We start from the raw sequence: 25,763 nt of genomic DNA, 5'->3' as shown, positions 1-25,763 counted from the left end.
CGTATCGGGAATTGCCCCATACGCAGTCGTTTTTGGGGCTTTGCGGCCTGCTACTCATACCTGCTCGTAACAGCGCTCGCCAAGCCGGTGATTCCCTTAGCAAGTCAAGGAGTGAGATCGATGAGTCTACTTACACGCCCATCCCGAATTCTGAAAGCAAGCTTGCTCAGCTTAGGTTTGCTCTCACCCGCTGCCTGGGCTCAAACCCCGTCCCAAGACTACCAACGCGATATCCAACGCTGTGAACAATTCACCGGGGAGCAGCGCACCACTTGCCGTCGCGAAGCTGGTGCCGCTTTGCAAGCCGCGCGTCACCACAAGCTGGACAAACGCGACCACAATATGGATGCCAATCGCCAGGCGCGTTGCCATCGTCTGCCTGCGGATCGCCAGCAAGACTGCCTGAAAGCCATGACCGGCCAGGACACAACGGTGCGCGGTAGCGTGGAAGGCGGCGGTATTTTGCGCGAGACCACGACGGTGATGCCTGCCCCGTAAGTGCACGATGCACACGGCTATCCTGGCAGGTAGTCAAACAAAAAGAATGGGCCTTGCAAGGCCCATTCTTCATTTCTGCGGGCTGTTTCTTTAGCCCATCTCCAATTTACAACTCCACCTGTATCCCCATCTCCACCACACGATTAGGCGGAATCTTGAAAAAGCGGGTACTGCGGCTGGCATTGCGAGCCATGAACGCAAACAAGCGCCGACGCCAGCCCAAATACCAAGGCTGACGCGATTGAATCATCACTGTCTGGCGCGACAGGAAATAGGACGTTTGCATGGGCTCCAGATTCAGCTCTGGGTGCTCCAGGGTGATCTGCTCCAGTAATTGCGGCACATTAGGTTCCTGCTTGAAACCCCAGGAAGCGACCGCCTGCCAACTGCCACGACTGAGACGTTGCAGGGTATAACGCTCTCCAAATGGAACATAAGGGACACCGGCACTCGTCACAGTCAAGAACAAGACCTGCTCGTGCAGAACCTTATTGTGTTTCAGGTTATGCAATAGCGCCGGAGGAACAGAGTCGGGAATCGTACTCATGAATACGGCCGTACCCGGTACGCGGGTAGGCGCGTACTCCTCCAGACTCAGCAAAAACTCTTTCAGCGGCTGTTTGTTTTCCAGCAGGCGCTCGTGCAAAGCAGCCCGCCCCTGACGCCAGGTCAACATCAGGCCCAACAACACAGAGCCCACTAACAAGGGTAGCCAGCCACCCTCCAAAATCTTGAGCGCATTGGCCGAAAACAGGAGCACGTCCAGAATCAGGAAAATACCCAACAACCCCAACCAGGCCCAACGCTTGATTCCGCTGGCGCGGCGCGGCAGCAAAAGCAAGGCCAGCAAGCTGGTCATCAACATCGTCCCTGTTACCGCAAAACCGTACGCATGGGCCAGACGATCCGAGGAGCCAAAGCTCAGAACCAGAATCATCACTGCCACACACAGCAGTAAGTTCACACGCGGCAAATAAATCTGCCCCTCTTCTTTAGCCGACGTGTGTTGAATCACCATGCGTGGCCAGAATCCAAGCTGAACTGCCTGACGGGTAACAGAGAACGCGCCGGAAATCACGGATTGGGACGCAATCACCGTTGCGACCGTGGCCAGCATGACCATCGGTACCAAAGCCCAGTTGGGAGCCAGAAAAAAGAAGGGATTACGAATGGCAGCCGGGTCCGAAATCAGCAAAGCACCTTGACCGAAATAGCACAGGACCAGGCAAGGCATCACGATCATGAACCACGCTTTGCGTATCAGTGGACGACCAAAATGCCCCATATCGGCATACAAGGCCTCGGCGCCGGTCAAGGCCAGTACCAGCGCTCCCAGCAGCAAAAAGGTTTGCCAGGGTGCCTCAGCAACAAAGGCCACGGCCCAACGCGGATCCAAAGCCAGCAACACTTGCGGGTGCTCAATAACACGCCACAGCCCCAGCCCACCCAACACCAGAAACCAGGTCAACATAATGGGGCCGAACAGCTTGCCCATGGTTCCCGTACCGCGCGACTGAATCAAGAACAAGGCCAGCAAGACCCCCAGCGCCAGAGGCACTATCCAGGGGTCCAGCACATGGGACACCATACCTATGCCCTCCAGCGCAGACATGACAGAAATGGCTGGCGTAATAATACTGTCCCCGTAAAACAAAGCCGCGCCAATCAGCCCCAGCACCACAATGATCTGACGACGCGGCCCTTGAATGCCACGTGCAGCCAACTCCATCAGTGCCAGCGTACCGCCCTCCCCTTTATTATCCAGGCGCAACACTACCGTGACGTACTTGATGGAGACCACCACCGTCAACAGCCAGAACAACAAAGACAACACTCCATAGACCTGTTCGGCGCCGGGCTGTCCATAAGGACTCAGGGCCACTTTCATGGTGTAGAGCGGGCTGGTTCCAATATCGCCATACACTACGCCTAACGCGCCCATTAACAAGGCGGCTTGCGCCGCTTTCTTGGGGTTTTCTGTTGCTGTGTTCAAGGCTTAATTTCCAATCAAAGTATCGTGCCGGGTCAGACGCGCACCAATACGCGGACCGGGAAAAACAATGGTGATGCGAGTACCCGGAAAATCAGGACGACTCATCAAGCTCCACCAGGCGCCATGTGCACGGGCAATTTCCTGCACAATAGCCAAGCCCAAACCAGAGCCCCCCGCCTGCGTGCCAGGGGAACGGTAAAAAGCCTCAAATACGCGCTGCTGCTCGCTGGCCTCGATACCCGGCCCGTGATCCTCCACCGACAAAGAAGGCGGATTACTGGCCACCCGCAAAACAATGCGGTCTGTACCTAGCCCATAGCGCAAGGCGTTATCCATCAAATTCGACAACAGCTCACGCAATAATATGGGGGCAGCATCAATCCAGACCGGCTTTTCAGGCGCCAGCAAATGGATTTCCACACCATGCTGGCGAGCCTGCAAGAACCAGTCACCGCCTTCTTCACGCACCCATTCGCACAAATCCAGACGCACAAAACTGTCCTTGATATTGCTATCAGCATCGGTGCGCGCCAGCACCAACAACTGCTGACCTAGGCGAATCATGCGATCCGACACGCTTTTGATGCGCTCGGCTCGTTGGCGAATGTCCTCTGGCAACGGTCGTGCCAGCATCAGCTCAGACTCCAGCTGCAAACCGGTCAGAGGGGTACGCAACTGATGCGCTGCATGACCAATAAAGCGTTTTTGCGCCTGCAGGGTATCACGCTGGCGTTCCAGCAACTCGTTAAAGTGCTCCACCAACGGCACCACTTCGGCGGGCAAAGCACTGGCATCCAGGCGCTCGAAGTCATCATCGGACCGATTGCGGATCTGTTGTGATAAATCATCAATAGAAGCCAGTTGCGAGCGAATCCCCGACAACAACACCCAGGCAATCAGACTGACCAGCAATACCTGGCTAAGCGCCATGGTCCAGAAAATATCGCGCAGCAGCCAATCTTCCAGGCTCATGCGTCGCGTCAGTATCCAGGTAACACTCAAGTCGAGCACCACCAGAATGGAGATCGGGGGAAACAGACGGCCCATCAATTTACGGGCCAAAGAACCGGGGGCAAGAAAGCGCTCCAGCCAGCCTCGCAACAAGGAGGTTTTTACCGCTGGAGAAAGATGCTGATCGGGCATGGTTGACCTAGATTTTCAGACAGCAGGCACGGGCTGCCGTTATGCTCCGGCCACGCTCTCCACATCGAGCAAATAACCAAAGCCGCGCACAGTCTGTATAACCGCCCCGGTGCCCTCCAGGCGCTTGCGCAAGCGATACACGTAGACCTCGACCGCATTGTCGCTGAAATCGGCGTCCCAGGCAGACAGTGAGTTGATAATTTGCTGCTTGGTGACCACACGGCCCGCGCGCATCATCAACATTTCCAGTACGGACAACTCCCGCACCGACAAAGTGACGCGTTGACCCGCACAGCGCAACTCGCGGCCAATGGTATCAAAGCTCAAGGGACCGACATCGATAATAGGCTGTACCTGGCCACTACGCCGACGGCCAAATACACGTACTCGGGCGGCCAGCTCAGACAGGTCAAAGGGCTTGATCAGGTAGTCGTCCGCACCAGCGTCCAGACCACCGACGCGATCATCCACGCCATCACGCGCAGTCAGAATCAGAACGGGAATGGCATTGCCTTGCCGACGCAATTGGCGCAGCACCTCCAGGCCACTGATACCGGGCAAGTTCAAGTCCAGAAGCAGAAGGTCATAGACCTGGGCAGTCAGCTCCTTCAAGGCACTTTCGCCTTCCTGGAGCCAGTCAACAGCGTAGCCCTGGTCGTTGAGAAATTCCTGCAGTGCGGCGCCCAGTATGGCGTCGTCTTCGATAACTAGTACACGCATTCGGGAGATTTTATTACGAAACTGGCCCCTCGCGTTGCAGATGCAAAGCGAGGGGCCAGAAAAAACAACACGAACCAGAACCCAGAATTACGGAGCAGACGCAGGCTCGGCTTCCTGCTGGGTAGCGGCGCCATCCTTGGCTTGACCGTCTTGACCGGCAGCCTTGGTCGTGGGGCCTGGACGAGTGATGAAACCCAGACGGGTCAGACCGGACGCCTTGGAGCGGCTCATCACCTGAGCCAGTGTTTCATAGCGCGTATCGGTATCAGCACGAATACGCAGTTCAGGCTGAGGCTCATCCTTGGAGTAGGGAGCCAGCGTGGCGGTCAAGTCCTCCATCGCCACGGGCTGCTCATTCACGAAGATCTGCCCTTCAGCGTCAATGGCCAGATCAATCGTCTTGGGATCTTGCTGAACCGGCTCGGATGTGGCCTGAGGCAGCTGAATCTTGATCGAGTGCGACAGCAGCGGAGCGGTAATCAGAAAAATCACCAGCAGAACCAGCATGACGTCGATCAGGGGCACCATATTGATTTCGGACAGCGCAGAGCCCGAATTGCGATTGTCAAAGCTGCCAAAAGCCATGATTAGTGCTCCCGCTTGGCAGCCGCTGCCGCGCTTGATGTCGCACCGCTACCCGAGCTAGGGACGCGGCGCAAAACAGGTTGGTTGTCCTGCACGGGTTGGCCTGTGGTCAGGAATGTAAACAAATCGTGGGCAAAGGCGTCCAGTTGGGACAAGTAAACGCGGTTGGTACGCACAAAGGCGTTGTAGGCCAACACGGCGGGAATCGCCACGGCCAGACCCAGACCCGTCATCACCAGCGCTTCACCCACAGGACCAGCAATCTTGTTCAGGGTCACGCCATCGGACAGACCAATATTGATCAGTGCGTGGTACACCCCCCAGACCGTACCGAACAAACCCACAAACGGGGCGGTGGAACCGACCGAAGCCAGCAGCGTCAGGCCGTTTTCCAGCTTGGCGGTTTCTTCGTCCATGACTTTACGCATGATGCGCGAGACAAAGGCATCGGTAGAACCCTTCTCTTCCAGACGCATAGCGCCATATTTCACATGATGTTTTTGAGCGTGGATGGCGTGACTGGCCAAATGGCTGAACGGATCGCGGGCACCGTGAGTGGCGATTTCGTTTTCAACCTGCTCCAGGGAGCTGGCGGACCAGAACTCGCGCATGAAACCTTGCGAGCGACGCTTCAGACGGAAGGACAGTACGCCCTTGACGATGATCAGGTACCAACTGGCAACCGACATCAAGGCCAAGATCACGAACAAGGTCTTGCCAACCACATCACTTTGCTGGATAAAGTGCAGCACCCCGGTCGCTTCCTCAGCAGCAGCAACACTGGCGGCAGCCTGATCGGCAACAGGCCCTGCAACTTGTGCCAGGCTTACCCATACGCTTTGAAATAGTTCCTGCATCATTGATATATCCTAGTAAACAAAGTCGAAAGGAATATCGGCCATGGCACGATAGGCCACACCATTTTCCGTATACGGTTTGAAACGCGCTGTGCGTACCGCCTTCAATGCTGACTCATCCAGACGCTCATAGCCTGAAGAGCTTTGCACCTTGGCCTCCAGCACGGTTCCTTGGGTTGAAATCACTACACGAACCACCACGCGGCCCTGTTCACGACGGCGTTCCGACGCCCTTGGATACACAGGCACAGGACGGCGCCCCAAATAATCCACACGACCGATCAGCTTGGGTCGGTCCCCATCGGTAGAGCGGGCAGCGGTTTGGGAGGTGTTGTCCGTTGCCGGGCCTGCTTGAGCGGCCGGCGCTGCTGGTTGAGCAGGCTGTGGCGTTTCTGCCGGTGGAACCTCAGGCTTGGGCTGTGGCTTGGGCTTGGGTTTCGGCTTGGGTTTTGGTTTGGGCTTGGGCGGCTCGGGAATGGGTGGTTTTTCCACGATAGGCTCTGGCTCAGGCTCCGGCTCAACAACGGGTTCGGGCTCAGGCTCGGGATCGGGATCGGGTTCCACCTCGGGTTCAGGTTCAGGCTCAGGCTCAGCCACCACCTCCTCAGGGGGGGCGCTGACCTGCTCTTGCTGAACCGGGGACTCCGACACTTCCACCAGGGTCACACCGACAACATCCATCGGGGCGGGCTCGCCCACAATCTTGGGGGTTTCCGTCCACAAGATGGTAGCCACGACACCCACGTGCAATCCCAGTGCTAATGCCAAGCCAGTTGCCTTCAAGGCCAGCATCGAGCGATTATTCTTTTGAGAAGCAATTCCGGTCATAATCCGTTCTACACATTCTGCAACCCGCATGGACCATGACGGGACCGGACAGGATGCCCAGTGAAGTATCGAATCTTAACAGAAACAGGAATGATTCTCAATACTGAATCTCTATAATATTTTCTGCTGACAACCCGCCTCACAAAAACCTTCCAGATACTAACGCAGACAGGCTGCCCTAAGGGCAGCCTGTTTGTGAATAATTTGCAAAAAATCAGGACAAACGCACTTCAGCCTCAGGCTCGATAGGAAAAGCGCTGAACTTGCGCGGCAAGGCCAAGGCCCGTTCACCAGGTCGCAAGCCCAGCTGCGACCAGCGCTGATGATCAAACTCAGCTTCCCAGGCTCGCTCCCCCTCGTTCAAGGCCAACTCAACCCGCACCGTCGCGCCCAGAGGAATAATGCGCTGCACGGCTACGACGATACCCTGACCATCCAATTGACGCTGCAAATCCAGATCGTGCGGACGTACATATCCGACAGCCTCGCCCTGCCCTGTAGCCTGACCATTCAAAGCCTGATTGGACTCGAATTGCCCCAACTGAGGATCAGCGACAAAGCGTCCGTGCTCGAACTGACCCGGCAAGCGATTCGCTGCCCCCAGAAACTCATACACAAAGGGACTGGCTGGATGATTGTAGACATCCTGCGGAGCACCCTCCTGCTCAACCCGACCTTTGTTCAGCACCACAATACGGTCCGCCACTTCAATGGCCTCTTCCTGATCGTGCGTCACAAACAAGGTGCTGATATGCAGATCGTCATGCAGACGACGCAACCAGGAGCGCAACTCTTTGCGCACCTTGGCATCCAAAGCACCAAAGGGCTCGTCCAGCAGCAAGACACCCGGCTCTACGGCCAAGGCACGTGCCAGAGCAATACGCTGTCGTTGGCCACCTGACAAGGCCGCTGGATAGCGATCGGCCAGCCAGTCCAGTTGCACCAGTTCCAATAGTTCATGCACACGCTGACGAATCTGGGCTTCGGGCAAACGCTGCTTACGCGGTTTGATACGCAGACCGAAGGCAACATTTTCAAACACCGTCATATGACGGAACAAGGCATAGTGCTGGAACACAAAACCCACCTGGCGATCACGCGTGCCCACGGCGGCTACATCCTTGCCGTTGATCAGCACCTGACCCGCATCCGCATGTTCCAGGCCAGCCACGATACGCAGCAAGGTTGTCTTGCCGCAGCCAGAAGGCCCCAGCAAGGCCACCAGCTCGCCTGCTGGAAAATCCAATGTCACATCACCCAGTGCGGTAAACGCACCAAACTGTTTAGATAGATGACGAACTTCGATACTCATAATGAACTCCGAATGCGATCATCCGTGATGACCGTCTTGAACCATTTTGCGCTCGGCCCACAATTTAAGCGCCAACGTCAGTAAAGCCAAGACTGCCAACACCGAAGCCGCCGCAAACGCGCCCACCGTGTGATAGTCGTTGTACTCAATCTCTACATGCAAAGGCAGCGTGTTGGTCTGGCCCCGTATATGGCCCGACAGCACCGACACCGCCCCAAATTCGCCCATGGCACGGGCATTACATAGAATCACGCCATACAGCAGTCCCCACTTGATCTTGGGCAGCGTTACCCGCCAGAACATCTGTCTGCCATTGGCCCCCAGCACCCGCGCAGCCTGTTCTTCCTCACTGCCCTGCATTTGCATCAGTGGAATCAACTCGCGCGCCACGAAGGGAAAAGTGACAAACAAAGTCGCCAGGACCAAACCGGGCAAAGCAAAGACGATACGAATGTTGTTGGCATCCAGCCAGTCCCAAAACGGCCCCTGACGACCGAAAATCAGCAAGAACATCAAACCGGCAATCACGGGTGATACCGAAAATGGCAAGTCGATCAAGGTGGTCAACAGGCTTTTGCCACGAAACTCAAAACGAGCAATGGCCCAAGACGCCGCCAAGCCAAATGCAATATTCAACGGCACCGCAATCACGGCAACCAGAACCGTCAGGCTGGCCGCATGCCAGGTATCGCTCTGGCTCAAGGCGGACAGATACGGCATGATGCCCCGGCCAAAGGCCGTCATGAACACCAGGATCAAGGGCAGCAGCAAGAACAGCACAAAGAAGAGCAAGGCAATGCCAATCAGTATGGCTTTGACGGCCGGGCCTTCATCCTGTGCCGCCCGCAACCGTGCCGTATGTACCGGCACCGCCTGCACAGCGGTGTCTATTGTCAGGCTGCTCATCGTGCGCCCTCCAAAGATAAAGGCGCTGCTACCTTTGCCGCTTTAGCACTGGCCTGCCCTGAGTGACGCAACTGCAAATACCACTGCAAACGGTTGATCGCCAACAGAATGATGAAGGACAACACCATCATCAGGACAGCCAAGGCCGAAGCTCCCGCATAGTCAAACTGCTCCAGCTTGGTCACGATAAGCAAAGGCGTAATTTCCGAGACCATAGGGACGTTACCAGCAATGAAAATCACCGAACCGTACTCACCCACCGCACGAGCAAAAGCCAGGGCCACGCCCGTCAAGCAGGCAGGCAAAATGGCGGGCAAAATGACCTTGGTGACCGTCTGGAAGCGATCCGCCCCCAAACACGCACTAACCTCTTCCTGTTCCTGCTCCAGTTCTTCAAGAACCGGCTGCACGGTACGCACAACAAAAGGCAGGCCAATAAACACCAGGGCGATCAGCACCCCCCAAGGGGTAAACGCAATCTGCCCTACATAAGGTTCAGCCCAGGAACCGATCCAGCCGGTAGGCGCATAAATAGCGGCCAGTGAAACACCGGCTACCGACGTGGGCAGAGCAAAGGGAAGATCAATCAAAGCATCCACAATGCGGCGGCCAGGAAAACGGTATCGCACCAGAACCCAAGCCAGAATCAAGCCAAACACACCATTGATCACAGCCGCCAACGCGGCCATACCAAAGGTCAATTTCAAAGAAGCCAAGACGCGCGCGGCACTAATGGTTTCCCAAAAAGCAGACCAGCCCATAGAGGTGGTCTTGAGCACAACAGCAGACAAGGGAATCAGCACAATCAGGCTTAAATAACTGATGGATAAACCCATCGTCAGACCAAAGCCTGGTAAAGCCCGCTGCTTGCGCACAGCGGGCAAAAATCCCCACAGACGAGCCTGTAACATCGGACGGTCCTCGGTGATAGTAGGGTTATCTGCTCAAGTAGATGCTGTCGAACACGCCGCCATCCGCAAAGTGCTTGGCTTGCACCTGTGTCCAGCCACCCAGCTCATCATCCACCTTATACAACTTCAACGCCGGAAACTGATCGCGGTACTTAGCGGCCACCGACTCCAGGCGAGGACGGTAAAAATGACGTGCGGCGATTTCCTGCCCTTGCGGGCTATACAGATATTCCAGATAGGCTTGGGCCACTTTTTCTGTGCCATGCCTGGCGACATTAGTGTCAAGCAATGCCACAGGCGGCTCGGCCAGAATGCTGCTGGAAGGCACCACAATATCGAAGCGATCAGGCCCCAGATCCTTCACCGACAAGAGAGCCTCGTTTTCCCAGGCAATCAATACATCGCCAATGCCCCGCTCCACAAAAGTTGTGGTCGATCCACGCGCACCGGAATCCAGCACGCTGACGTTGCGATACAGTTTGGCCACAAAATCTCGGGCCTGCGCCTCGTCCCCATTACCTTTCTTTAAGGCATACAACCAGGCAGCCAGATAATTCCAGCGTGCCCCTGCCGAGGTTTTAGGATTAGGCGTCACCACCTTCACATCAGAGCGAATCAAATCGTTCCAGTCGTGAATCCCTTTGGGATTGCCCTTGCGCACCAGCAGAACAATCGTAGAGGTGTAAGGCGTACTGTTGTCCGGCAGGCGAGCTTGCCAGCCTTTGTCCAGTAAACCGGACTGGGCGATTTGATCGATATCGGAAGCAATACCCAGTGTCACCACATCAGCGGGCACACCATCAATAACGGTACGCGCTTGCTTGCTGGAGCCACCGTGGGAACTACGGATGACCACACTGTCACCTGTTTGTTCTTTGTAATGTGCCTGGAATGCCTTGTTGAATTCAGCGTACAGCTCACGCGTTGGGTCGTACGAAACATTCAGAATGCTGACCTCGGCCGCGACCGCCGTTGCAGCCGCTAACACCAAAGCGAGCAAAGCCCCTGCCCGAACGCCCTTCCACCTCTGTTGAATCCGCTTCATGTCCCATCCCCTAGAAACCACTTCCAAGCAATGAGAACGAGTCTAGCAAGGGTGTTACACCCGGCTAAATACCGATTCTTTGGTTAGATATAGCGGGGAGATGGAGGGGGCGGAAACGGCTGCCGGATCAAGACTGGTCTACGCTAGCCCGATCAAAGAAACGCTTGCAATTGCCCTGGTCGCGCTAGAAGTTGGCTTCAATCAACTCGCCCTGCCCGGCACCAAAATTCACATCTTCGATCGAGTTCAGACGACATAGAAACAAGGCACCGGGCCACAAACTGCTCCATATTCTGTGCACAATGTTCCGGGTTTCATCCCATGGGAAGTAGTGCAAGGACAGACTGGCCAGGACCAACTCAAGATTATTCGCCGCTTCCGGCCAAGGGCCGCGCCTATCCCTGCACTCAATCTGCGCCTCGGGCGCACGCTGCTGCGCGATCGCCACGCACTCAGGCGAGAGATCAAAAGCCATCACCTTCACGCCTGCCCGGATCAAAGTCAGCGTGTCGTCACCAAAACCACAGCCTGTCTCCAGCACCGGCGAGGCGATTTCACGTTGAGCGATTAAAGGCAACCAGCGATCAAGCCAAGGGCCCGAACACATAAGCGCGTTTCTTGTACGACAAGGAAAAAATCAGGCGGCAGAAACGCTAAGGTCACGGATCAGCAAAGTTAGAACAATCGCCGCCAACAGACACTCACCGACATTGAACCAAAGGTGCCACGGCTTGGACTTGTCATTCATACCCAGCGCGTAGCGAATTCCTCTGTAATTGATCCAGCCCAGGCTCACGACCAACACCGGCCACAGGATCCACAGCGGTGGGAAAAACAGAAGAAACATGAAGGCCAGCCAAGCCAGAATCAGAGTGGCAAGTGGAGACAGACAAGAGAGGAGTTTGCTCATGAAGACCCAAGGAGCGCATATCGACCAGCCTAGTGTCACCTGAAATAGTCGCTGCGCTCAAGAGCAGGCAAAAAGCAGCGACAAGTTTGGCAAGACTGCGAAATCATCTCGGCCCTACCTTGCCTTGGACCGGATAAGTAGAATTGAAAAAGCCGAACCCAATGTTTCAAAGGGCCCGGCTTTATTGATCAACGCAACGCTTGCCTAATCAGGCAAGCAGAGGATCAAATGATCTGGATCTGGGTAGCGCAAGGGCCTTTCTGGCCTACGCCTGCAACGAAAGAAACTCGTTGGTTCTCTTCAAGAGATTTAAACCCAGCACCCTGAATTTCACTGTGGTGTGCGAAGAGGTCTTTACCGCCACTTTCGGGCATGATAAAGCCGAAGCCTTTTTCGTTATTGAACCACTTCACGATACCAATTTCTGTTTTCAATGTATGTCCTAATTAATCAGGGGAAAAATGTCCCTGGACACACTATGGACGCTATTTGCAGATATAGATAGCGCCGTTACAAATTAAACCGACGCCACACCTGCACGAACCATCAACGAAGCATATGAAGGGTGCTCCGCCTCATGACTTTGCGCTCCGCTATACGTCGATATCCCAGAGCACTGTGCCCATATCTGAATACCTATAGGTCACTTACTCGCAGGTAATGCAGGAATTGACGTTGACCCCAGCTACGTCTCTCGCATGTTCTCCCCTGGAAGAAAAACAGGTCAAAAGCGCATTGGTGAGGAGCGTGTCGAACGACTGAATGCCGCCTTCCCTGGCTGGTTTGCCGCTGAATCTGGGGAGCTGACAACTGCAATCAGTTGCGCACCGCCCCCAGCATACCTATGGCCGGAATTCCTTCCCCCACCACCTCTAAGGGCCGTGGCCGGGAAGCCGGCGTCCCCGTGCAACTCATTCAACACGCAAATGTGCTTGAGCAGTGGGTGCGTGAAAAAGTGGGTAGTGTGAACCCGTACCGCATCAGGGGACTGACTGATAGCCGCAACAATATGTCTCCCACCATCAATGACGGGATTTTTTTTGTCGATGTGGAGTGCCAGAGTGTTTAAGCTGGCGGAGTCTACGTGCTTGATGTCGCGGGTCGGTTAAATAGCCGCCTGATGCTTAACCCGGCACACAACCATTTAGACTAGAGAGCCCCATACTTGCACCAGCCCAAAAAGATGCACCAGCCCATAAACCAAACAGATCGCTGAGCTGATCATGATAAACCGGCGGCTTCGACCGGTACCCGCCAGGGCCAACGGCCCAAGCAAACCGCGCAACAAGTAGATCGAGGTAATGCCGATCAAAGCCGGTCGCACCAAGGGAAGGCGCTCGATCACGCCAGCAGCGGACAGCGCGTAGGCCGCCCATACCGCAAGCACTAAGGCGATCCCTGCTGTAAACACCGCAGGAAACCAGCGGCCAGCCTGAGCCGCACGCACAAAGCGATCGCCTGCGCCAAACAGTTGATACCAGGAAGGCCCAACAATGATCACCCCAACATGCAGCAGGGCAGCTATAAGACTGAGCCCAGCGCCGATCACAAGCATTAAGTTATATTCGTTTGCCATTTCATCCTGACTTATTGCGGGCCTCCGCCAACTGGAGGGGGTTGCGTAATTTAGCATGCCAACCACTTCACCGTCGCATGAAAATGCACTCCAAAGCTGGCGGATACGGCAGATCAGTCCTTGTTCGCGGAAGTCGGCCCTCTTGAATGATCGCCAGTTTCCTTTCGTACTCACCGCACTCAAGCCTACGGTCCCGCCCCATATCAACACGTCCGCCACCCGACAGCGCAGCATCCAGCTTGATGTGCGTACCCATCCGGTAACGAGACGCTGTGAATGATCAGGAAACTGGACGTAGCCTTTTCTCACTCCCCAGTCGGTGCAACGAGCCCCTACGCGGGCACTCATGGTAGCTGGCGCAGCAGCCCCACCCTTTTTATTTCTGATGATCCAATTATCTACCCAGCCGACAGTAATCCTGGCCAACGGCCAATCCTCATGCATGCGCACAATCGTGCGCTGTGCTGCGACATTCTTCGGGAATGGATGGGCTTCCGGTTGGCACTCTCTGTCCAAGGCGTTAATCGTCAGGATGCGGCCGTCTGGCTGATGCGCTGAAGAAATGATGTCCCAATCCCGCAAAGGACATCAAACCGCTGGGCATACTCATCGCCCCCTTGCTCAGAGACGAAGGTCATATGGACAGGTTTTTCCAGTAACCCGGCTTTTTTGAATACGTATTCCCAGGTGCCGTTTGTGCGGATCTGTTTACAAGCCATTACATTTTCCCAGCACACCATCCAAGCTTAAACAGGCTTCAATGCAGGGCGTAGTTGAGTGGGTAGCAAGCCAATCCTGGTTGGTTGAGGCTATCCAAAAAGCGGGCTAAACAGGCACAAAAAAAGCACTTAGTTTTACCTAAGTGCTTGATTCGACTAGCAAAAGAAATGGTGGGTGCTGAGGGGTTCGAACCCCCGACCTACGCCTTGTAAGGGCGCCGCTCTACCAGCTGAGCTAAGCACCCATTTCTGTGATGCCGTTCTTCTTGTGAAGAAAAAGAATTATAGGATCAAAGATTTCTTTTTGCAAGCCTTTTGCGTCAATTAATTTAAAAATTAATTCACGGCGTCTTTCAGAGCCTTACCGGGACGGAACTTAGGCACGTTTGCGCCTTCGATCTCGATGGTTTCGCCGGTACGTGGGTTACGACCCGAACGGGCAGCGCGTTCCGACACAGCGAAGGTGCCAAAACCAACCAGAGTAACCGTATCTTTTTCTTTCAGCGTGGTGGTCACGGCATCGATAAACGCATCCAGCGCACGACCAGCGTCAGCTTTGGACAGATCGGCTTTGGTGGAAATGAATTCGATAAGCTCGGTTTTATTCATTGAGAAAATACCCCTGAAAATTATTTTACGGGCCCCCAGCGGGAACCAGTGTGTGGCGGTCAGACTTAATAGTGACAAACGAAAGGGCAGCTAAGCACTGCCGTCTGCCATTGCTACCGGGCGCATAAGCACCCCGGTTGGCTACCGCGTATTAAGCCTTCGTTTAATACCCGTGTCAAGCAAAAAACCTCTGTAACCCGCATCATTGCTCACTGTTGATACAAGTTGCAGGACTTTCCCTAATTTGTGCCGCGAAACTTAACAGGCCGTCGCAAATATGTTATTTGAACTTTTAAAACTTCAAAATTAGCCGACTGATACTGTGATTTTGAATGTTTTTCAACTGCTTATGCGCCCCTCTCTGCAGCCGCAAAAACCACTCTCAGCCTAATTTCCCTTACGAGAGCCGGACTTAACAACAGATAACACCTTATCTGAGTGACAGGAGCAAGGCTCTGCACCCTTCTCTTGAGCACCAACCGTGCCCATATCAGAGCGGTCTGCTCTCCTACAATTTTCTGCATTGTTTGACTGTATTTCGGTACTTGCTACCGTCAAGGAGCGCAACGATGCACGGCAAGGTTTATTTGGTTGGGGCGGGGCCTGGCGACCCTGAACTTCTCACACTACGCGCTTTATACCTGCTGCAACATGCAGATGCTGTGGTCTATGACCGCTTGGTCAGCCGCGCCATCATGAGCTGCATCAACCCTGAAGCCACCCTGCACGATGTTGGCAAGGTGGCCGCGTGCAAACCCAGCATGCAGGACGACATCAACGACATCCTCTTATCACTGAGCAGAACGCATCAGCGCGTTATCCGCCTAAAAGGCGGTGATCCCTTTATTTTTGGGCGCGGCGGCGAGGAGCAGCTTTATCTGCAACAACACGGCGTCCGGGCCGAGGTTGTGCCTGGAATTACTGCCGCGACGGGCTGTGCGGCTTCTTTAGGCATTCCCTTAACTCATCGCGGGCTGGCCAGCAGTGTGCGCTTTATCACCGGACATTTGCGGGACAACCAAGGCCTGGAACTGAACTGGGCCTCCCTATCCGACCCCACCTGTACGCTGGTGTTTTACATGGCCATGGCCAATTGCCGTCATATCGCCCAGGCCTTGATCCAACATGGACGCAGCCCACATACGCCCATCGCCCTGGCACAGGACGCCACACTTAAAAGCCAGCGATGGGGCTTGGGTACATTGCAGACACTTCCACAGCTAGCACAGACATTTAGCCCTCCTGCCTTGCTGATCATTGGGCAAGTTGTACAGCTACACCCGGACTACCCGCAGCCCACATCGAACACGCAAGACGCACTCACACCCGAATCATCCTGGGCACTGATGTGAGTGGTTTGCACTTCTCTTTAAAACGCTGCGGCAGACGGACTCTGGCCCGGATTGGGTTGCCTGTATTGCTCACCCTTGTTGACCCGCAACAAGCCACTGCAAATGACGTTACGTTGACTTCAGAGCGGCGCCTCTCTTTACAAACACTACTTCATCAAGAGTGCGGTTCCTGTCATGGCTTGTTCTTGAAAGGAGGTCTAGGCCCAGCTTTGACGGCAGATGCCTTGCAAGGCCAAAGCCCAGAACAAATCGCCTTGACCATCATGCAAGGTCGCCCCGGCACCGCCATGCCTGCCTGGAACCGCTTTTTGCAGCCAGCGGAAAGTTTATGGCTGGCGAACTTCCTTCTCCAGAACTCGGATACAGCACCATGAAAGCACTCATGACTCTTAGCCTGCTTGTCGTGTTAAGCGGCTGTGCCAACTCACTACGCGGCACTAACGACCTGGGGCTGATCGTCGAGCGCGCCACAGGCAGCGTAGCCCTTGTTGAGACCAGTCACCGCAGTCGCTTGGCGCGTATTGAGGGCTTGGGTGACCTCTCCCACGCTCATATCACTTATTCGCGCGACGGACGGTATGGCTATATATTCGGACGTGATGGCGGGCTGAGCAAAGTGGACCTGATCAAACAAGTCGTAGTCCGCCGCATTATTCAGTCCGGCAATGCCATAGGTGGGGCGATCTCCCAGGACGGCAAGCTGATTGTGGTACAGAACTACGAACCGGGCGGTATCAAGGTTTTTGACGCAAAGACCCTGGAATTGGTCAGTGAAGTTCCGTCCTACTACGCCCCCGACAAACGCGCCAAGGTGGTTGGGCTGGCTGACCTACCGAATCAGCAATTCGCCTATTCCTTGTTCGAGGCCGGTGAAATCTGGCTCACCGACTTATCCGACCCGCTGCACCCCACAACACGGCGTTTTGCGGCAGGCAGCCAACCTTACGATGCCATGGTCACCCCAGACGGACGCTACTACATTGCCGGCCTGTTTGGCGAAGACGCTTTGGCCATGCTGGATTTATGGCAGCCTGAAAATGGAGTCCGAAAAATCTTGCCAGGCTATGGCAAAGGCGAAACCGCCCTGCCCGTCTACAAGATGCCGCATCTGCGTGGCTGGTCCCAAGCGGGTCAGGACTTGTTTTTGCCTGCCATTGGACGCCATGAAGTACTAGTGGCCAGCACCTTGGATTGGCAAGAAAAAACTCGCATCCCTGTTCAGGGCCAACCCGTTTTCGTCATGGCTCAGCCCGATGGCCGGCAAGTCTGGGTGAACTTTGCTTTCCCAGACAACGACAAGGTACAGGTCATTGATGTTGCCACTTTAGAAGTGATTCGGACCTTGGACGCAGGCAAAGCGGTTCTCCACATGGAGTTCACCCCACGCGGCGAGGCTGTCTGGATTTCAGCACGAGACGATAATCGAGTCAGCGTATACGACACCCGCAGTTTCAAGCGATTGGACAGCCTGGAGATTCAGCAACCCAGCGGGGTGTTTTTTACGCATCGGAGTGGTCGCATTGGTTTCTGATCTTTCCCCTTCTGCCTTTCAACTATTGAATGCCTGGCAACACGGCTTCCCCCTGGAGTCCCGTCCGTTCCGTAAGCTGGGGCTGCTATTGGGACTAAGCGAGCAAGCCGTAATGGACTATCTCCAAGGCTGGCGCAGCGATGGCATCATCAGCCGTATCGGGCCGGTGCTGAACCCCACCTGCATGAGCAGCACCTTGGTGGGCATGCCTATCCCAGCCAAGGATCTGGACAGGATTGCGAACTGGATCAGCACCCTGCCCGCTGTGAACCACAACTACGCACGCGAACACGCGGTCAATCTATGGTTTGTGCTGACCTGTGCAAATGAGCAAGAACGGCAGGCAACCCTGGACCACATCGCCCAATACACCGGTTTGTTGCCCTTATCCTTGCCCATGCTCCGGGCCTATCACATTGACCTTGGGTTTAGCCTGACTACTCATGTCAAGATTGCCAGCCCCTTGGCACCAAGCCATAGTCTGCCTGCATTAGGCAGCGCCGAACGCAAACTCCTGGAGCGCTCCTTGCAAGGCTTGGAGATACAAGCCGAACCTTTCAAACCTTGGGCAGAGCATGCCCAAATGAGTGAGAAACAAGTTCTGCAACACCTGCGCAGCTTTCTGGAACAAGGTGTTTTCAGACGGTTTGGTCTGGTTTTACGCCATCGCACGCTGGGCTATAGCGCCAATGCCATGTGTGTCTGGACGGTAGACAACCATCGTATCGACGCCTTGGGTGAGGAACTGGCCAGGCAAAACGGCATCACGCTTTGTTACCAACGACAGCCCCACCCGCCACATTGGAATCACAATCTGTTTTGCATGATTCACGGCAAAGATCGCCAGCACGTACTGGCTCACCATGCGGAACTGAATAGCCGTTTAGGCTTGGGACAGTTCCCACAGGACGTACTGTTTTCCACTCGCTGTTTCAAACAACGCGGAGCCCTGCTTGGCCCGGCCTATCATGACTGACACTCACACGACGCCACTGCATGCGCCGGTCAAGTTAGACGACACCGACCGCCACATTCTCAATCGCTTGCAAGAGGGTTTCCCCATCTGCTCCCGCCCCTTTGCACGACTGGCTCCTGATCTTTCTTTAAGCGAATCCGACCTGATTGCGCGTGTCCAGTGCCTGCGTCAATCCGGAGTCCTGACCCGCTTTGGCCCCCTCTTCCAAATTGAAGCCTTAGGCGGCGCTTACTGTCTGGTCGCTATGTCTGTACCGGAAAAACGGTGGGACAGCGTTGTCAAAGCCGTGAACCGCCATCCCGAAGTCGCCCACAACTACCGACGCGCTCACGCCTTAAATATGTGGTTTGTACTGGCCACGGCAAGCGCACAAGACCTTGAGGCTTGCCTGACCACAATCGAAACCGAAACCGGCTTACCTGTCTTCGCTTTTCCAAAAGAACAGGAATACGCACTTAGCCTGAAACTGGAGCTTTGACATGGAGCATTTGAACCCTGCCTATACCGCACTGATACATGCTTCGCAGCAAGGGCTGGCTATAGAGCCGCAGCCTTACCTAAGGCTGGCGCAGGCGCTAGGCGTCTCCGAAGCCTATGTCATGAAGCAGTTTCAAACCATGTTGGACCAAGGTTTGATAAGACGGATTGCAGCCATCCCGAATCACTACGCCCTGGGCTATGTAGCCAATGGCATGTGCGTCTGGAATATTGCAGACGAGCGCCTGGACACCGTGGGTACATGGTTAGGTTCACAAGCTGGAGTCAGCCATTGTTATCGTCGCCCGCGTCGTCTGCCTGCGTGGCCATACAACCTGTTTGCCATGCTGCATGGCAAGGACCATGACACGGTCCGTGCCCAAGCAAAGAACATCAGCATGCACATCACGCAGCACTTTCCGGGTGTCTTGCACGATCACGACATTTTGTTTTCCACGGCCATTCTTAAAAAGACCGGCCTGCGTCTGCGGAGGCCTTGAGCATGTTCCGGATATCCCGTTTTATCGCTGCCCTGCACTCTCCTGTTGCCGCCACGCGTGCCAGCAAAGCCCCTGTGGTGATCTGGAATCTGATACGTCGTTGCAATCTCCATTGCAGCCACTGTTACTCTGCCTCCACCAACAAGGATTTTCCCGGCGAACTGAGCTACGAGCAGGCCTGCTCTGTCATGGACGATCTACATCAGTTCGGTGTGCGCGCCCTGATTCTGTCCGGCGGTGAACCCTTGCTGCGCAGAGACATTTACGACTTGGGTCGACGCGCAAAAACACTGGGTATGTACGTAGGGCTATCGTCCAACGGCACCCTGATTACTGAACAGAATATCGACCAGATTGCCGACTGCGGCTTTGACTATGTCGGCATATCCCTGGATGGTTTGCAGGCCAGGCATGACCGTATTCGTGGTGAAAACGGAGCCTACGCTGCTTCCTTGCATGGTTTACGGCTGTGTCGCGAAAAACACTTGAAAGTGGGCCTGCGCTTTACTCTGACCCAGGAAAATGCGGCTGACCTCAATGGCCTGCTGGCAGTGATGGACCAGGAGCGAATCGACCGCTTTTATCTCTCTCATCTAAATTACGCGGGCCGAGGTCTTAGCAATCGCGCTTTGGCCAGCCATCACGCCGTCACCCGGCGGGCCATGGAACAACTTTTCACGACCTGCATGACGTATCAGAAAGCCGGAAAACCCAAGGAATTTACCTCAGGGAACAATGATGCCGATGGCGTTTTCTTCCTGCACTGGGTACGACGCCACTACCCAGATCAGGCTAAAAAAATTCTGACCATGTTGCGTCAATGGGGTGGAAACTCCTCCGGCCAAGGAATTGCGAACATTGATAACCGTGGCAATGTACACCCGGACACCATGTGGTGGCACTACAGCTTAGGCAATGTGCTGAAACAGCCTTTCTCAGAGATTTGGTCCAACAATCAAGATCCTTTGTTAGCGGGACTGCGCCAACGGCCAAGGCCTGTACAGGGACGCTGTGCGGGATGCGCCTACCTGGATATTTGCAATGGTAATACGCGCACCAGGGCAGAGAAAAGTACGGGCAATGTATGGGCAGAAGATCCGGGTTGCTATCTCAATAACCGGGAAATTACTGCCTGAGCCTGCCCAATCAAGAAGCCAGTCAAAGCCCTTTTCGCTGTACCCCAATCCCGAATCCCCTTCCCTGCCCGGCCACGAAACCATGCAAAGCAACTGTCCAGAACAGTAAAGCAGCGCTGAGAGGCGAATACAGTCTCCAGACATAGCCAAGTTCGGATAAAAGTCTGGACAGAGACGGACCCGAACCCCGGATTTCCTGCATACTCTGTACCGGTATAAATACAAACACCGATGATGATGATGCTGCCGGTGCCAGTGCTGGTGCTAAAGCGGATGTGGATGTGGATGCTGGCAAAGTTCATCATTTCCAGGCCCATAAGCCTGCACAAACAAGAGACAAAAAAGTGAGGCAAGAATTCTTGCCTCACTCAAGCAGCTCCATATAACGTAGCAAGCACACGCCACCTAGTTCTTCATCACTCCAACACTTCTAAGCCAGTTCACAGCTCAAGCCTTGCTGCTTTAACAGCTCAAGCAAAGGTTGCACATCCCACGAAGACTTCCAGGCAATGACGATGCGCTCTCCTGGCGCCCATGAACGGCATAGCGGTGTCCAGAACGCCTGATTCAACAGGGTATCTTGCAAGACCACACCGGCCTGATCCAAGGCCATCAAACGGGCATCACGGCGTGCTTTTTCCAGAATCGCGGGCAGGATCAGAGGCAGGTACAAGACCCAGTCCGCCTGATTCAATTTTCGCAGGGCGCGCAGCGTCAACAAGTCCACGGCCTCCAAATCCGCGATAGGCAAAATGGTGACCTGAACATGCTGCTGGGGGGTCTGCTTCTGCAAGGCGTCATCAAAAGCTGCCAATGCTTCGGTGGACTTTCCTTGTGCCAGGAGGTCAGGAATATGGCCATCAAGCACGTAGTCAAAAAAATGACGGCGAGTATGCACCTCGGGAAAAGCTTGCTTGATATCAGCTCGACGACGAGCCAGCAGACCGGCCAAGTCCCCTACGGATTCAGGCAACTCGCTTTCTATCCACTCCCGAACCCGCCGCGCCAGCACAGGTGCAGACCCTGCCGAGGAAACCGCAATCATTAAAGGCGAACGGTCGATCATGGCAGGAACCTGCACGGTGGACAGTTGCCCGTCATCAACCACATTACAGGGCAGATGCAAGGCATCGGCCGCCTGAGCCACGATACGATTTATTTCTCGTCGTCCGGTGGCCGCGATAACCAGCCAGGCCTCGCGAATATGCTCGGCGACAAAAGCAGTGAACAAGCTGCTTAGCGCCCCTGCTTGCGCGCTGGCCCGTAACCAGGGAGTCTGTTCCGGTGCAACCACCGTCACCCGCGCTCCTGCGCGTAACAAGAGCCGAACTTTACGTTCGGCAACCGAGCCGCCACCTACAACAACAACGGCTTTGCCAGTCAGATTGAAGAACAAGGGAAACACATTCATTGCAGGACATCCTTAAGGCGCCAGTAAAAACTGGCGCCCAGTTCACACTTACTTCAAGCTGGCAAAGTAGGCAGCCAGTTCATTCACCATTTCCGGGCTGAGCGGTTCAGCCATCGGGCTCATGATGGGATCGTTACGCTCTCGGGATTTGAACTGCTGCAACTGCTTGACCAGATACTCCACCTTCTGCCCCGCCAAGTTGGGGTACATGCCTTCCGTACTGACACCTTCCAGACCATGACAAGAGGCACATAAAGGCAACATGGATGACGCCTGGGCCGACAGTTGTGACTGCCCATGCGAACCTTGTAAACCGGCGGGTTTATCCGCCGCCAACGCTGCACCTGAGCCTAAAAGACCAACCAGAGCCACACCCATAAAAAGCTGTTTCATGACATTCCTTTGCTTAGAATTTTTGGGTTTCAGGCTGACCGATGGTGAGCCAGCGAGTGCGAGCGCGAGAGAAAATACCCGATGGGCTTTCCATCTTGTGCTCGGCTACCAGCTCCAGGCTACGGCTGTCGTAGATTTTCAGACGGTCCCCCCAGTAACCCGAGCTGACGTACAAGTAATCTCCTGTGCGGTTGTAGTTAGGGAAGAAGGCATGGCCGCCCACATCCAGGGTTTTCGCCACCGACAAGGTGTTTTTGTCGATTAACTGAATCCAGGAAGCGCGCTTGTCCTTGTCAATAATGTCCACCGCCACATACGGTGCATTGGGATGTGCGGCAGGCGATTCGGTGGCCCCGGCTACCGGGATTTGTTTCACCACGGAAAAGTCCTTGGTATCCCAGGCCGTAACAACCGAACCCAGCTTGCAGCTGCCCATATTGGTACCGAAAGCCAGCATGCGACCATTCACTTCGGTAACCGCCCCCGAGCCTGCATGCGGTTGGCAGCCAGCTGGAATATCACGCACCACCTTGTCGTCCTTCAAGTCGATCGCCACATATTTGTTGTCATCGTAGGAAGCCACCATGGAGTAGCGACCATCAGGCGTCAGGAAAGTGTCATGCAACATGCGGCCCACCTTGGCCAGTTTGGTGACCGGCATGTCTGGCTTGTCCGGATCAATAATCCAGATCTGCCCGGCTTGGCGCAGCGTCAGTGCAAACTTGTTATTGATGCGGCTGCCAATGATGGGACCGCCGGCGGATTTGATGAAATTGCCATCCGGGTCCTCGCCCTCCAGAGCAAGATACTTCACCGGCTCCAGTGTGTCGGCTTTCAGGATGACCATACTATTGGGCACAAAAGAACTCAGTGCCAACCACTTACCATCTTTGGACAATGCAATACCGGTCCCCGTCAGGCCCACTTTGGCCTGCCGCACAATCTGCAAGGTGTACAGGTCAATTTTGTAGACGTGACCATCATCGCTTTTCAGGTAACCCCAACGCTCATGGCTGGGACTGAACTCCATGATATGTGGCGCACCAACCGTGGCAATTTCACCCACCTTCTGATTGTTCTTGCCATTGATGAAAACGGCGCGTGCCTGATTAGAACCATCCCCCCGACCGTAGCGTCCCCGGGCCATGATGACCATCAAGTCGTAGACGGAGTCGATCTCGTAATTGGGCTTGCTGGGCAAGGTGGATTCGTCCACCAGTACTTTCACGCTGGCACGAATTTGATCCATGTCCCAACTGCGTTCCACCACGGGCTCGTTCTTGATCATCTTGGCCAGGGCACGAATATCCTCGTCGGGTAAACGTCCGACAAAAGGCGGCATCAAGGTATCCGGGATTCCAGTCATGATGGTGCCGCGCAAGGCAATCTCGCTTTGAACCAGGCGATCACTGTGCAAGCCCGGAGCAATATACCCTCCCCGGTCGGCTGCGTGACACACCGCACAGTTTTGCTGAAACAAGTTGTCTACCCGCACTTGCTCTTGCGTCGGTGCCGCCAGAGCCGCACTGACGCTGGTAGACAGGAAGGCCAGGGTCATCATTTTTCTATACATTCCATTACCTCCAACAATTGCCTTGCTAAAGGGCAAGACCATAACAACTATAACGATTGTTATTTTTTATTGAGAAGGTATGGATACAGATTACATAATGGGAATGGTTTTTTTATATCGTAATTACAAGAAATTAAACACTCTTACTGAGATAAAAATATCCATGACAAGAGGTCAGTTGGCAGATCAAGAAGTCGGATAAATTTATCACGAACGAATCGTCACTTTGAGCTAACTCAAGTTAAAACTAGAGGCTGCTGCCTATAGTGGCCCGGCTTGGCTCGCCCTTGATGGTTTTGATTATTTTTCCAGTCCCGCCATGTTTTCTTTACCGATTACGCTCTCTCATACCCATAGCCCACCGTACAAGCGACAAATTGCACGTCAAATTGAAACCCTGATCTGTTCGGGACGTTTGCAGGAAGGCAATCGCCTGCCCTCAATCAACCGTATGGCTTCTTTGCTGCAGGTTTCTAAAAACACGATCATGGGTGCCTATGATTTGCTAATCGACTCCAACCTGATTCATAGCGAACCCAGCCGGGGCTTTTTTGTCGCCACGCCCACCCGCAACGGGCGCAGTCGACTGGTGCCGGATTTTGTCATGGAGACGGCCCACTGTTCACGCAACCTGCGTACCAGCACGGCCCTGGCCAGCGGTGTTCATGTGCCCGCCGCCAGTGTGCCGGTTCGTTTTGATTTCAAGATTGGGCGCCCCTCGCTTCATGCCTTTCCGCTGCGCCAGTTCATTTACCTATCCAATCAACTATTGCGTTATGCAGGCACTGGTATGACGGACTATCCACCGCCTGAAGGTTTATGGGGTTTGCGGCTGCAAATTGCAGATTATCTGGCCGCCAGCAAAGGCATTTTGGCTGACCCAGACCACATCCTCATTACGGCAGGGACGCAGGAGTCCTTGAGCCTGATTGCGGCCCACTTTCTGGACGAAAACAGCTGTGCGGTGCACGAATCGCCTGGCTATAACGGCTTCAGGCATCTACTGGCACGCCATCGTACTCAGGGCATTCCCGTGCCTGTAGATCAACACGGCTTATGCACCGATCAATTGCCCAACAGGGCGGTCCAACTAGCCTTTGTCACGCCCTCCCATCAATACCCCTTGGGGCACACGCTGACAGTGCCGCGCAGGCAGGAGCTGCTGGCTTGGGCCAGCTCCAGCGGTGCTTTGATTATTGAGGACGACTACGACGGAGACTTCTGTTATGGTCCGGCCCTACCTGCGCCGCTCAAGGCCATGAGCCCCGGACAGGTAATTTACCTGGGTTCGTTCTCGAAAACATTGGGGCCTGGTTTGCGCTTGGGCTATATGGTCTGTCCACCCCATTTGAGCCAGGACTTTATTGCTCGCAAGGCCTTGCTCAACAATGGATCGCCCTGGTTAACACAAGCTATTCTGGCACGTTTTTTTGATGAGTATGACTATCCTCGGCACCTGCAGTATTTGCGTCGCCGTTACCTGGAGCAACGCAATACCCTGCTGCAGGGACTAAAAAAAGCATGGGGAAATACCGGAGTGGTCAGCGGACACAATGCTGGCATGCATCTGGCTTTCCGACTGCCTTCACAAGGCCCGGATGCCCATCACGTTGCTGCGGCAGCGCTTCGCTATGGCATACGCCTATACCCTTTGGCACAGGCCGCCAGCCAGGAAGCGGACGGCAGCGACCCACGCCATCTGCTATTTGGCTACGCGAATCTGGAGTGCAGCGAGTTACAACAAGCGATGCAGCATCTAGCCCTGATACAAGCCAGGCTGAACCATGGCTAGCTGTGCAAAG

The 25,763-nt window shown here is 54.8% G+C and carries 29 protein-coding genes and 1 tRNA gene; 10 read left to right on the top strand and 20 right to left on the bottom strand.

All coding sequences use genetic code 11. The features are described from left to right. The first annotated feature begins 120 nt into the window (after nucleotides 1-120). Nucleotides 121-498 carry a hypothetical protein gene (locus LNA76_RS03130; protein WP_094196984.1) on the top strand — a complete coding sequence of 126 codons (378 nt, stop codon included), beginning with the start codon at nucleotides 121-123 and terminating at the stop codon, nucleotides 496-498. A gap of 106 nt (nucleotides 499-604) precedes the next feature. Here LNA76_RS03130 and LNA76_RS03125 read toward each other — a convergent pair whose 3' ends face one another. The 13 genes from LNA76_RS03125 to LNA76_RS03065 form a co-directional block, all read right to left on the bottom strand. Then, nucleotides 605-2,440 (bottom strand): potassium transporter Kup, encoded by a 1,836-nt coding sequence (locus LNA76_RS03125; protein ID WP_230018781.1) that lies wholly within the window; start codon nucleotides 2,438-2,440, stop codon nucleotides 605-607. 54 nt (nucleotides 2,441-2,494) lie between these two features. Beyond that, the gene (locus tag LNA76_RS03120) at nucleotides 2,495-3,634 is read right to left on the bottom strand and encodes a sensor histidine kinase (protein ID WP_094196985.1); all 1,140 of its coding nucleotides are present in this window, start codon (nucleotides 3,632-3,634) and stop codon (nucleotides 2,495-2,497) included. Nucleotides 3,635-3,673: 39 nt separating this feature from the next. Next, nucleotides 3,674-4,354, bottom strand: a complete 681-nt coding sequence (locus tag LNA76_RS03115; protein WP_094196986.1) for a response regulator — start codon at nucleotides 4,352-4,354, stop codon at nucleotides 3,674-3,676. 87 nt (nucleotides 4,355-4,441) lie between these two features. Next, nucleotides 4,442-4,939 carry an ExbD/TolR family protein gene (locus tag LNA76_RS03110; RefSeq protein WP_230017884.1) on the bottom strand — a complete coding sequence of 166 codons (498 nt, stop codon included), beginning with the start codon at nucleotides 4,937-4,939 and terminating at the stop codon, nucleotides 4,442-4,444. Nucleotides 4,940-4,941: 2 nt separating this feature from the next. Beyond that, nucleotides 4,942-5,799 (bottom strand): MotA/TolQ/ExbB proton channel family protein, encoded by an 858-nt coding sequence (locus LNA76_RS03105; RefSeq protein ID WP_094196988.1) that lies wholly within the window; start codon nucleotides 5,797-5,799, stop codon nucleotides 4,942-4,944. A gap of 9 nt (nucleotides 5,800-5,808) precedes the next feature. After that, complete coding sequence (locus tag LNA76_RS03100; protein ID WP_442778973.1) at nucleotides 5,809-6,624, bottom strand: energy transducer TonB; 816 nt, start codon at nucleotides 6,622-6,624, stop codon at nucleotides 5,809-5,811. 214 nt (nucleotides 6,625-6,838) lie between these two features. Next, nucleotides 6,839-7,936, bottom strand: coding sequence for a sulfate/molybdate ABC transporter ATP-binding protein (locus LNA76_RS03095; RefSeq protein ID WP_230017883.1), 1,098 nt, complete (start codon nucleotides 7,934-7,936; stop codon nucleotides 6,839-6,841). Nucleotides 7,937-7,954: 18 nt separating this feature from the next. Next, entirely contained in the window at nucleotides 7,955-8,842 is an 888-nt protein-coding gene (gene cysW, locus LNA76_RS03090) for a sulfate ABC transporter permease subunit CysW (RefSeq protein ID WP_230017881.1), read from the bottom strand. Further along, entirely contained in the window at nucleotides 8,839-9,753 is a 915-nt protein-coding gene (gene cysT, locus LNA76_RS03085; RefSeq protein WP_230017880.1) for a sulfate ABC transporter permease subunit CysT, read from the bottom strand. The genes cysW and cysT overlap by 4 nt, the downstream gene beginning before the upstream one ends. A 25-nt stretch (nucleotides 9,754-9,778) precedes the next feature. Then, nucleotides 9,779-10,798, bottom strand: a complete 1,020-nt coding sequence (locus LNA76_RS03080; RefSeq protein ID WP_230017879.1) for a sulfate ABC transporter substrate-binding protein — start codon at nucleotides 10,796-10,798, stop codon at nucleotides 9,779-9,781. A 184-nt stretch (nucleotides 10,799-10,982) separates the two neighbouring features. Continuing rightward, nucleotides 10,983-11,405 (bottom strand): class I SAM-dependent methyltransferase, encoded by a 423-nt coding sequence (locus LNA76_RS03075; protein WP_108727610.1) that lies wholly within the window; start codon nucleotides 11,403-11,405, stop codon nucleotides 10,983-10,985. Nucleotides 11,406-11,435: 30 nt separating this feature from the next. Beyond that, complete coding sequence (locus tag LNA76_RS03070) at nucleotides 11,436-11,708, bottom strand: hypothetical protein (protein ID WP_108727611.1); 273 nt, start codon at nucleotides 11,706-11,708, stop codon at nucleotides 11,436-11,438. A 224-nt stretch (nucleotides 11,709-11,932) separates the two neighbouring features. Beyond that, nucleotides 11,933-12,142 carry a cold-shock protein gene (locus LNA76_RS03065; protein ID WP_094196995.1) on the bottom strand — a complete coding sequence of 70 codons (210 nt, stop codon included), beginning with the start codon at nucleotides 12,140-12,142 and terminating at the stop codon, nucleotides 11,933-11,935. A 410-nt stretch (nucleotides 12,143-12,552) separates the two neighbouring features. On the opposite strand from LNA76_RS03065, the gene LNA76_RS03060 reads away from it, so the two are divergent. Then, the gene (locus tag LNA76_RS03060; RefSeq protein WP_230017878.1) at nucleotides 12,553-12,777 is read left to right on the top strand and encodes a hypothetical protein; all 225 of its coding nucleotides are present in this window, start codon (nucleotides 12,553-12,555) and stop codon (nucleotides 12,775-12,777) included. 75 nt (nucleotides 12,778-12,852) lie between these two features. Here the strand turns inward: LNA76_RS03060 and LNA76_RS03055 are convergent, their stop codons facing one another. The 4 genes from LNA76_RS03055 to LNA76_RS03040 form a co-directional block, all read right to left on the bottom strand. Beyond that, a complete protein-coding gene (locus tag LNA76_RS03055) occupies nucleotides 12,853-13,728 on the bottom strand; it encodes a hypothetical protein (protein ID WP_230017877.1) in 876 nt (291 codons plus the stop codon). Between the two features lie 83 nt (nucleotides 13,729-13,811). Further along, nucleotides 13,812-14,003: a hypothetical protein gene (locus LNA76_RS03050; RefSeq protein ID WP_094196997.1), complete on the bottom strand. Its 192-nt coding sequence runs from the start codon at nucleotides 14,001-14,003 to the stop codon at nucleotides 13,812-13,814. Nucleotides 14,004-14,172: 169 nt separating this feature from the next. Then, a tRNA-Val gene (locus LNA76_RS03045) sits at nucleotides 14,173-14,248 on the bottom strand. Nucleotides 14,249-14,339: 91 nt separating this feature from the next. Beyond that, entirely contained in the window at nucleotides 14,340-14,612 is a 273-nt protein-coding gene (locus tag LNA76_RS03040; RefSeq protein WP_003799450.1) for an HU family DNA-binding protein, read from the bottom strand. Between the two features lie 569 nt (nucleotides 14,613-15,181). On the opposite strand from LNA76_RS03040, the gene cobA reads away from it, so the two are divergent. The 7 genes from cobA to nirJ all read left to right on the top strand — a co-directional run bounded on the left by cobA (nucleotide 15,182) and on the right by nirJ (nucleotide 20,584). Further along, a complete protein-coding gene (gene cobA / locus LNA76_RS03035) occupies nucleotides 15,182-15,964 on the top strand; it encodes a uroporphyrinogen-III C-methyltransferase (protein ID WP_108727613.1) in 783 nt (260 codons plus the stop codon). A 185-nt stretch (nucleotides 15,965-16,149) separates the two neighbouring features. After that, entirely contained in the window at nucleotides 16,150-16,338 is a 189-nt protein-coding gene (locus LNA76_RS18025) for a c-type cytochrome (RefSeq protein WP_230017876.1), read from the top strand. Then, nucleotides 16,335-17,495 (top strand): cytochrome D1 domain-containing protein, encoded by a 1,161-nt coding sequence (locus tag LNA76_RS03025; RefSeq protein ID WP_230017875.1) that lies wholly within the window; start codon nucleotides 16,335-16,337, stop codon nucleotides 17,493-17,495. Before LNA76_RS18025 ends, LNA76_RS03025 begins: the two co-directional genes overlap by 4 nt. Beyond that, entirely contained in the window at nucleotides 17,485-18,471 is a 987-nt protein-coding gene (gene ahbB / locus LNA76_RS03020; protein ID WP_108727616.1) for a siroheme decarboxylase subunit beta, read from the top strand. Before LNA76_RS03025 ends, ahbB (LNA76_RS03020) begins: the two co-directional genes overlap by 11 nt. After that, nucleotides 18,464-18,949 carry an Lrp/AsnC family transcriptional regulator gene (locus LNA76_RS03015; RefSeq protein WP_121739058.1) on the top strand — a complete coding sequence of 162 codons (486 nt, stop codon included), beginning with the start codon at nucleotides 18,464-18,466 and terminating at the stop codon, nucleotides 18,947-18,949. Before ahbB (LNA76_RS03020) ends, LNA76_RS03015 begins: the two co-directional genes overlap by 8 nt. Before the next feature lies 1 nt (nucleotide 18,950). Continuing rightward, the gene (ahbB, locus tag LNA76_RS03010; RefSeq protein WP_094197003.1) at nucleotides 18,951-19,448 is read left to right on the top strand and encodes a siroheme decarboxylase subunit beta; all 498 of its coding nucleotides are present in this window, start codon (nucleotides 18,951-18,953) and stop codon (nucleotides 19,446-19,448) included. Nucleotides 19,449-19,450: 2 nt separating this feature from the next. Further along, complete coding sequence (gene nirJ / locus LNA76_RS03005) at nucleotides 19,451-20,584, top strand: heme d1 biosynthesis radical SAM protein NirJ (protein WP_108727619.1); 1,134 nt, start codon at nucleotides 19,451-19,453, stop codon at nucleotides 20,582-20,584. 430 nt (nucleotides 20,585-21,014) lie between these two features. On the opposite strand, the gene LNA76_RS03000 is transcribed toward nirJ, so the two are convergent. From LNA76_RS03000 to LNA76_RS02990, 3 genes are read right to left on the bottom strand one after another with little or no spacing between them, the layout of a single operon-like run. Further along, a complete protein-coding gene (locus tag LNA76_RS03000) occupies nucleotides 21,015-21,995 on the bottom strand; it encodes a precorrin-2 dehydrogenase/sirohydrochlorin ferrochelatase family protein (RefSeq protein WP_094197006.1) in 981 nt (326 codons plus the stop codon). A gap of 48 nt (nucleotides 21,996-22,043) precedes the next feature. Then, nucleotides 22,044-22,388 (bottom strand): c-type cytochrome, encoded by a 345-nt coding sequence (locus tag LNA76_RS02995; protein WP_094197007.1) that lies wholly within the window; start codon nucleotides 22,386-22,388, stop codon nucleotides 22,044-22,046. A gap of 13 nt (nucleotides 22,389-22,401) precedes the next feature. Continuing rightward, a complete protein-coding gene (locus LNA76_RS02990) occupies nucleotides 22,402-23,961 on the bottom strand; it encodes a nitrite reductase (RefSeq protein WP_230017873.1) in 1,560 nt (519 codons plus the stop codon). 319 nt (nucleotides 23,962-24,280) lie between these two features. Here LNA76_RS02990 and pdxR point away from each other — a divergent pair, with 319 nt between their 5' ends. After that, nucleotides 24,281-25,753 (top strand): MocR-like pyridoxine biosynthesis transcription factor PdxR, encoded by a 1,473-nt coding sequence (gene pdxR, locus LNA76_RS02985; RefSeq protein ID WP_094197009.1) that lies wholly within the window; start codon nucleotides 24,281-24,283, stop codon nucleotides 25,751-25,753. Nucleotides 25,754-25,763: the final 10 nt, after the last annotated feature.

This window comes from Alcaligenes sp. MMA, from assembly GCF_020907215.1.
GTDB lineage: Bacteria > Pseudomonadota > Gammaproteobacteria > Burkholderiales > Burkholderiaceae_B > Alcaligenes > Alcaligenes aquatilis.
This window is presented reverse-complemented; position numbering and strand designations above follow the sequence as displayed.

Coding starts and splice junctions, on each gene's coding strand:
- LNA76_RS03095 (WP_230017883.1), bottom strand. CDS start 7,936: ATGAGTATCGAAGTTCGTCATCTATCTAAACAGTTTGGTGCGTTTACC.
- LNA76_RS03105 (WP_094196988.1), bottom strand. CDS start 5,799: ATGATGCAGGAACTATTTCAAAGCGTATGGGTAAGCCTGGCACAAGTT.
- LNA76_RS03130 (WP_094196984.1), top strand. CDS start 121: ATGAGTCTACTTACACGCCCATCCCGAATTCTGAAAGCAAGCTTGCTC.
- LNA76_RS03070 (WP_108727611.1), bottom strand. CDS start 11,708: ATGAGCAAACTCCTCTCTTGTCTGTCTCCACTTGCCACTCTGATTCTG.
- LNA76_RS03115 (WP_094196986.1), bottom strand. CDS start 4,354: ATGCGTGTACTAGTTATCGAAGACGACGCCATACTGGGCGCCGCACTG.
- LNA76_RS03120 (WP_094196985.1), bottom strand. CDS start 3,634: ATGCCCGATCAGCATCTTTCTCCAGCGGTAAAAACCTCCTTGTTGCGA.
- LNA76_RS03040 (WP_003799450.1), bottom strand. CDS start 14,612: ATGAATAAAACCGAGCTTATCGAATTCATTTCCACCAAAGCCGATCTG.
- cysT (WP_230017880.1), bottom strand. CDS start 9,753: ATGTTACAGGCTCGTCTGTGGGGATTTTTGCCCGCTGTGCGCAAGCAG.
- cysW (WP_230017881.1), bottom strand. CDS start 8,842: ATGAGCAGCCTGACAATAGACACCGCTGTGCAGGCGGTGCCGGTACAT.
- LNA76_RS02990 (WP_230017873.1), bottom strand. CDS start 23,961: ATGTATAGAAAAATGATGACCCTGGCCTTCCTGTCTACCAGCGTCAGT.
- LNA76_RS03100 (WP_442778973.1), bottom strand. CDS start 6,624: ATGACCGGAATTGCTTCTCAAAAGAATAATCGCTCGATGCTGGCCTTG.
- LNA76_RS03055 (WP_230017877.1), bottom strand. CDS start 13,728: ATGCATGAGGATTGGCCGTTGGCCAGGATTACTGTCGGCTGGGTAGAT.
- cobA (WP_108727613.1), top strand. CDS start 15,182: ATGCACGGCAAGGTTTATTTGGTTGGGGCGGGGCCTGGCGACCCTGAA.
- LNA76_RS03000 (WP_094197006.1), bottom strand. CDS start 21,995: ATGAATGTGTTTCCCTTGTTCTTCAATCTGACTGGCAAAGCCGTTGTT.
- ahbB (WP_094197003.1), top strand. CDS start 18,951: ATGGAGCATTTGAACCCTGCCTATACCGCACTGATACATGCTTCGCAG.
- LNA76_RS03015 (WP_121739058.1), top strand. CDS start 18,464: ATGACTGACACTCACACGACGCCACTGCATGCGCCGGTCAAGTTAGAC.
- LNA76_RS03080 (WP_230017879.1), bottom strand. CDS start 10,798: ATGAAGCGGATTCAACAGAGGTGGAAGGGCGTTCGGGCAGGGGCTTTG.
- nirJ (WP_108727619.1), top strand. CDS start 19,451: ATGTTCCGGATATCCCGTTTTATCGCTGCCCTGCACTCTCCTGTTGCC.
- LNA76_RS03125 (WP_230018781.1), bottom strand. CDS start 2,440: ATGGGCGCGTTAGGCGTAGTGTATGGCGATATTGGAACCAGCCCGCTC.
- LNA76_RS03075 (WP_108727610.1), bottom strand. CDS start 11,405: ATGTGTTCGGGCCCTTGGCTTGATCGCTGGTTGCCTTTAATCGCTCAA.
- LNA76_RS03060 (WP_230017878.1), top strand. CDS start 12,553: ATGGCCGGAATTCCTTCCCCCACCACCTCTAAGGGCCGTGGCCGGGAA.
- LNA76_RS03025 (WP_230017875.1), top strand. CDS start 16,335: ATGAAAGCACTCATGACTCTTAGCCTGCTTGTCGTGTTAAGCGGCTGT.
- LNA76_RS03110 (WP_230017884.1), bottom strand. CDS start 4,939: ATGGCTTTTGGCAGCTTTGACAATCGCAATTCGGGCTCTGCGCTGTCC.
- LNA76_RS03050 (WP_094196997.1), bottom strand. CDS start 14,003: ATGGCTTGTAAACAGATCCGCACAAACGGCACCTGGGAATACGTATTC.
- LNA76_RS02995 (WP_094197007.1), bottom strand. CDS start 22,388: ATGAAACAGCTTTTTATGGGTGTGGCTCTGGTTGGTCTTTTAGGCTCA.
- pdxR (WP_094197009.1), top strand. CDS start 24,281: ATGTTTTCTTTACCGATTACGCTCTCTCATACCCATAGCCCACCGTAC.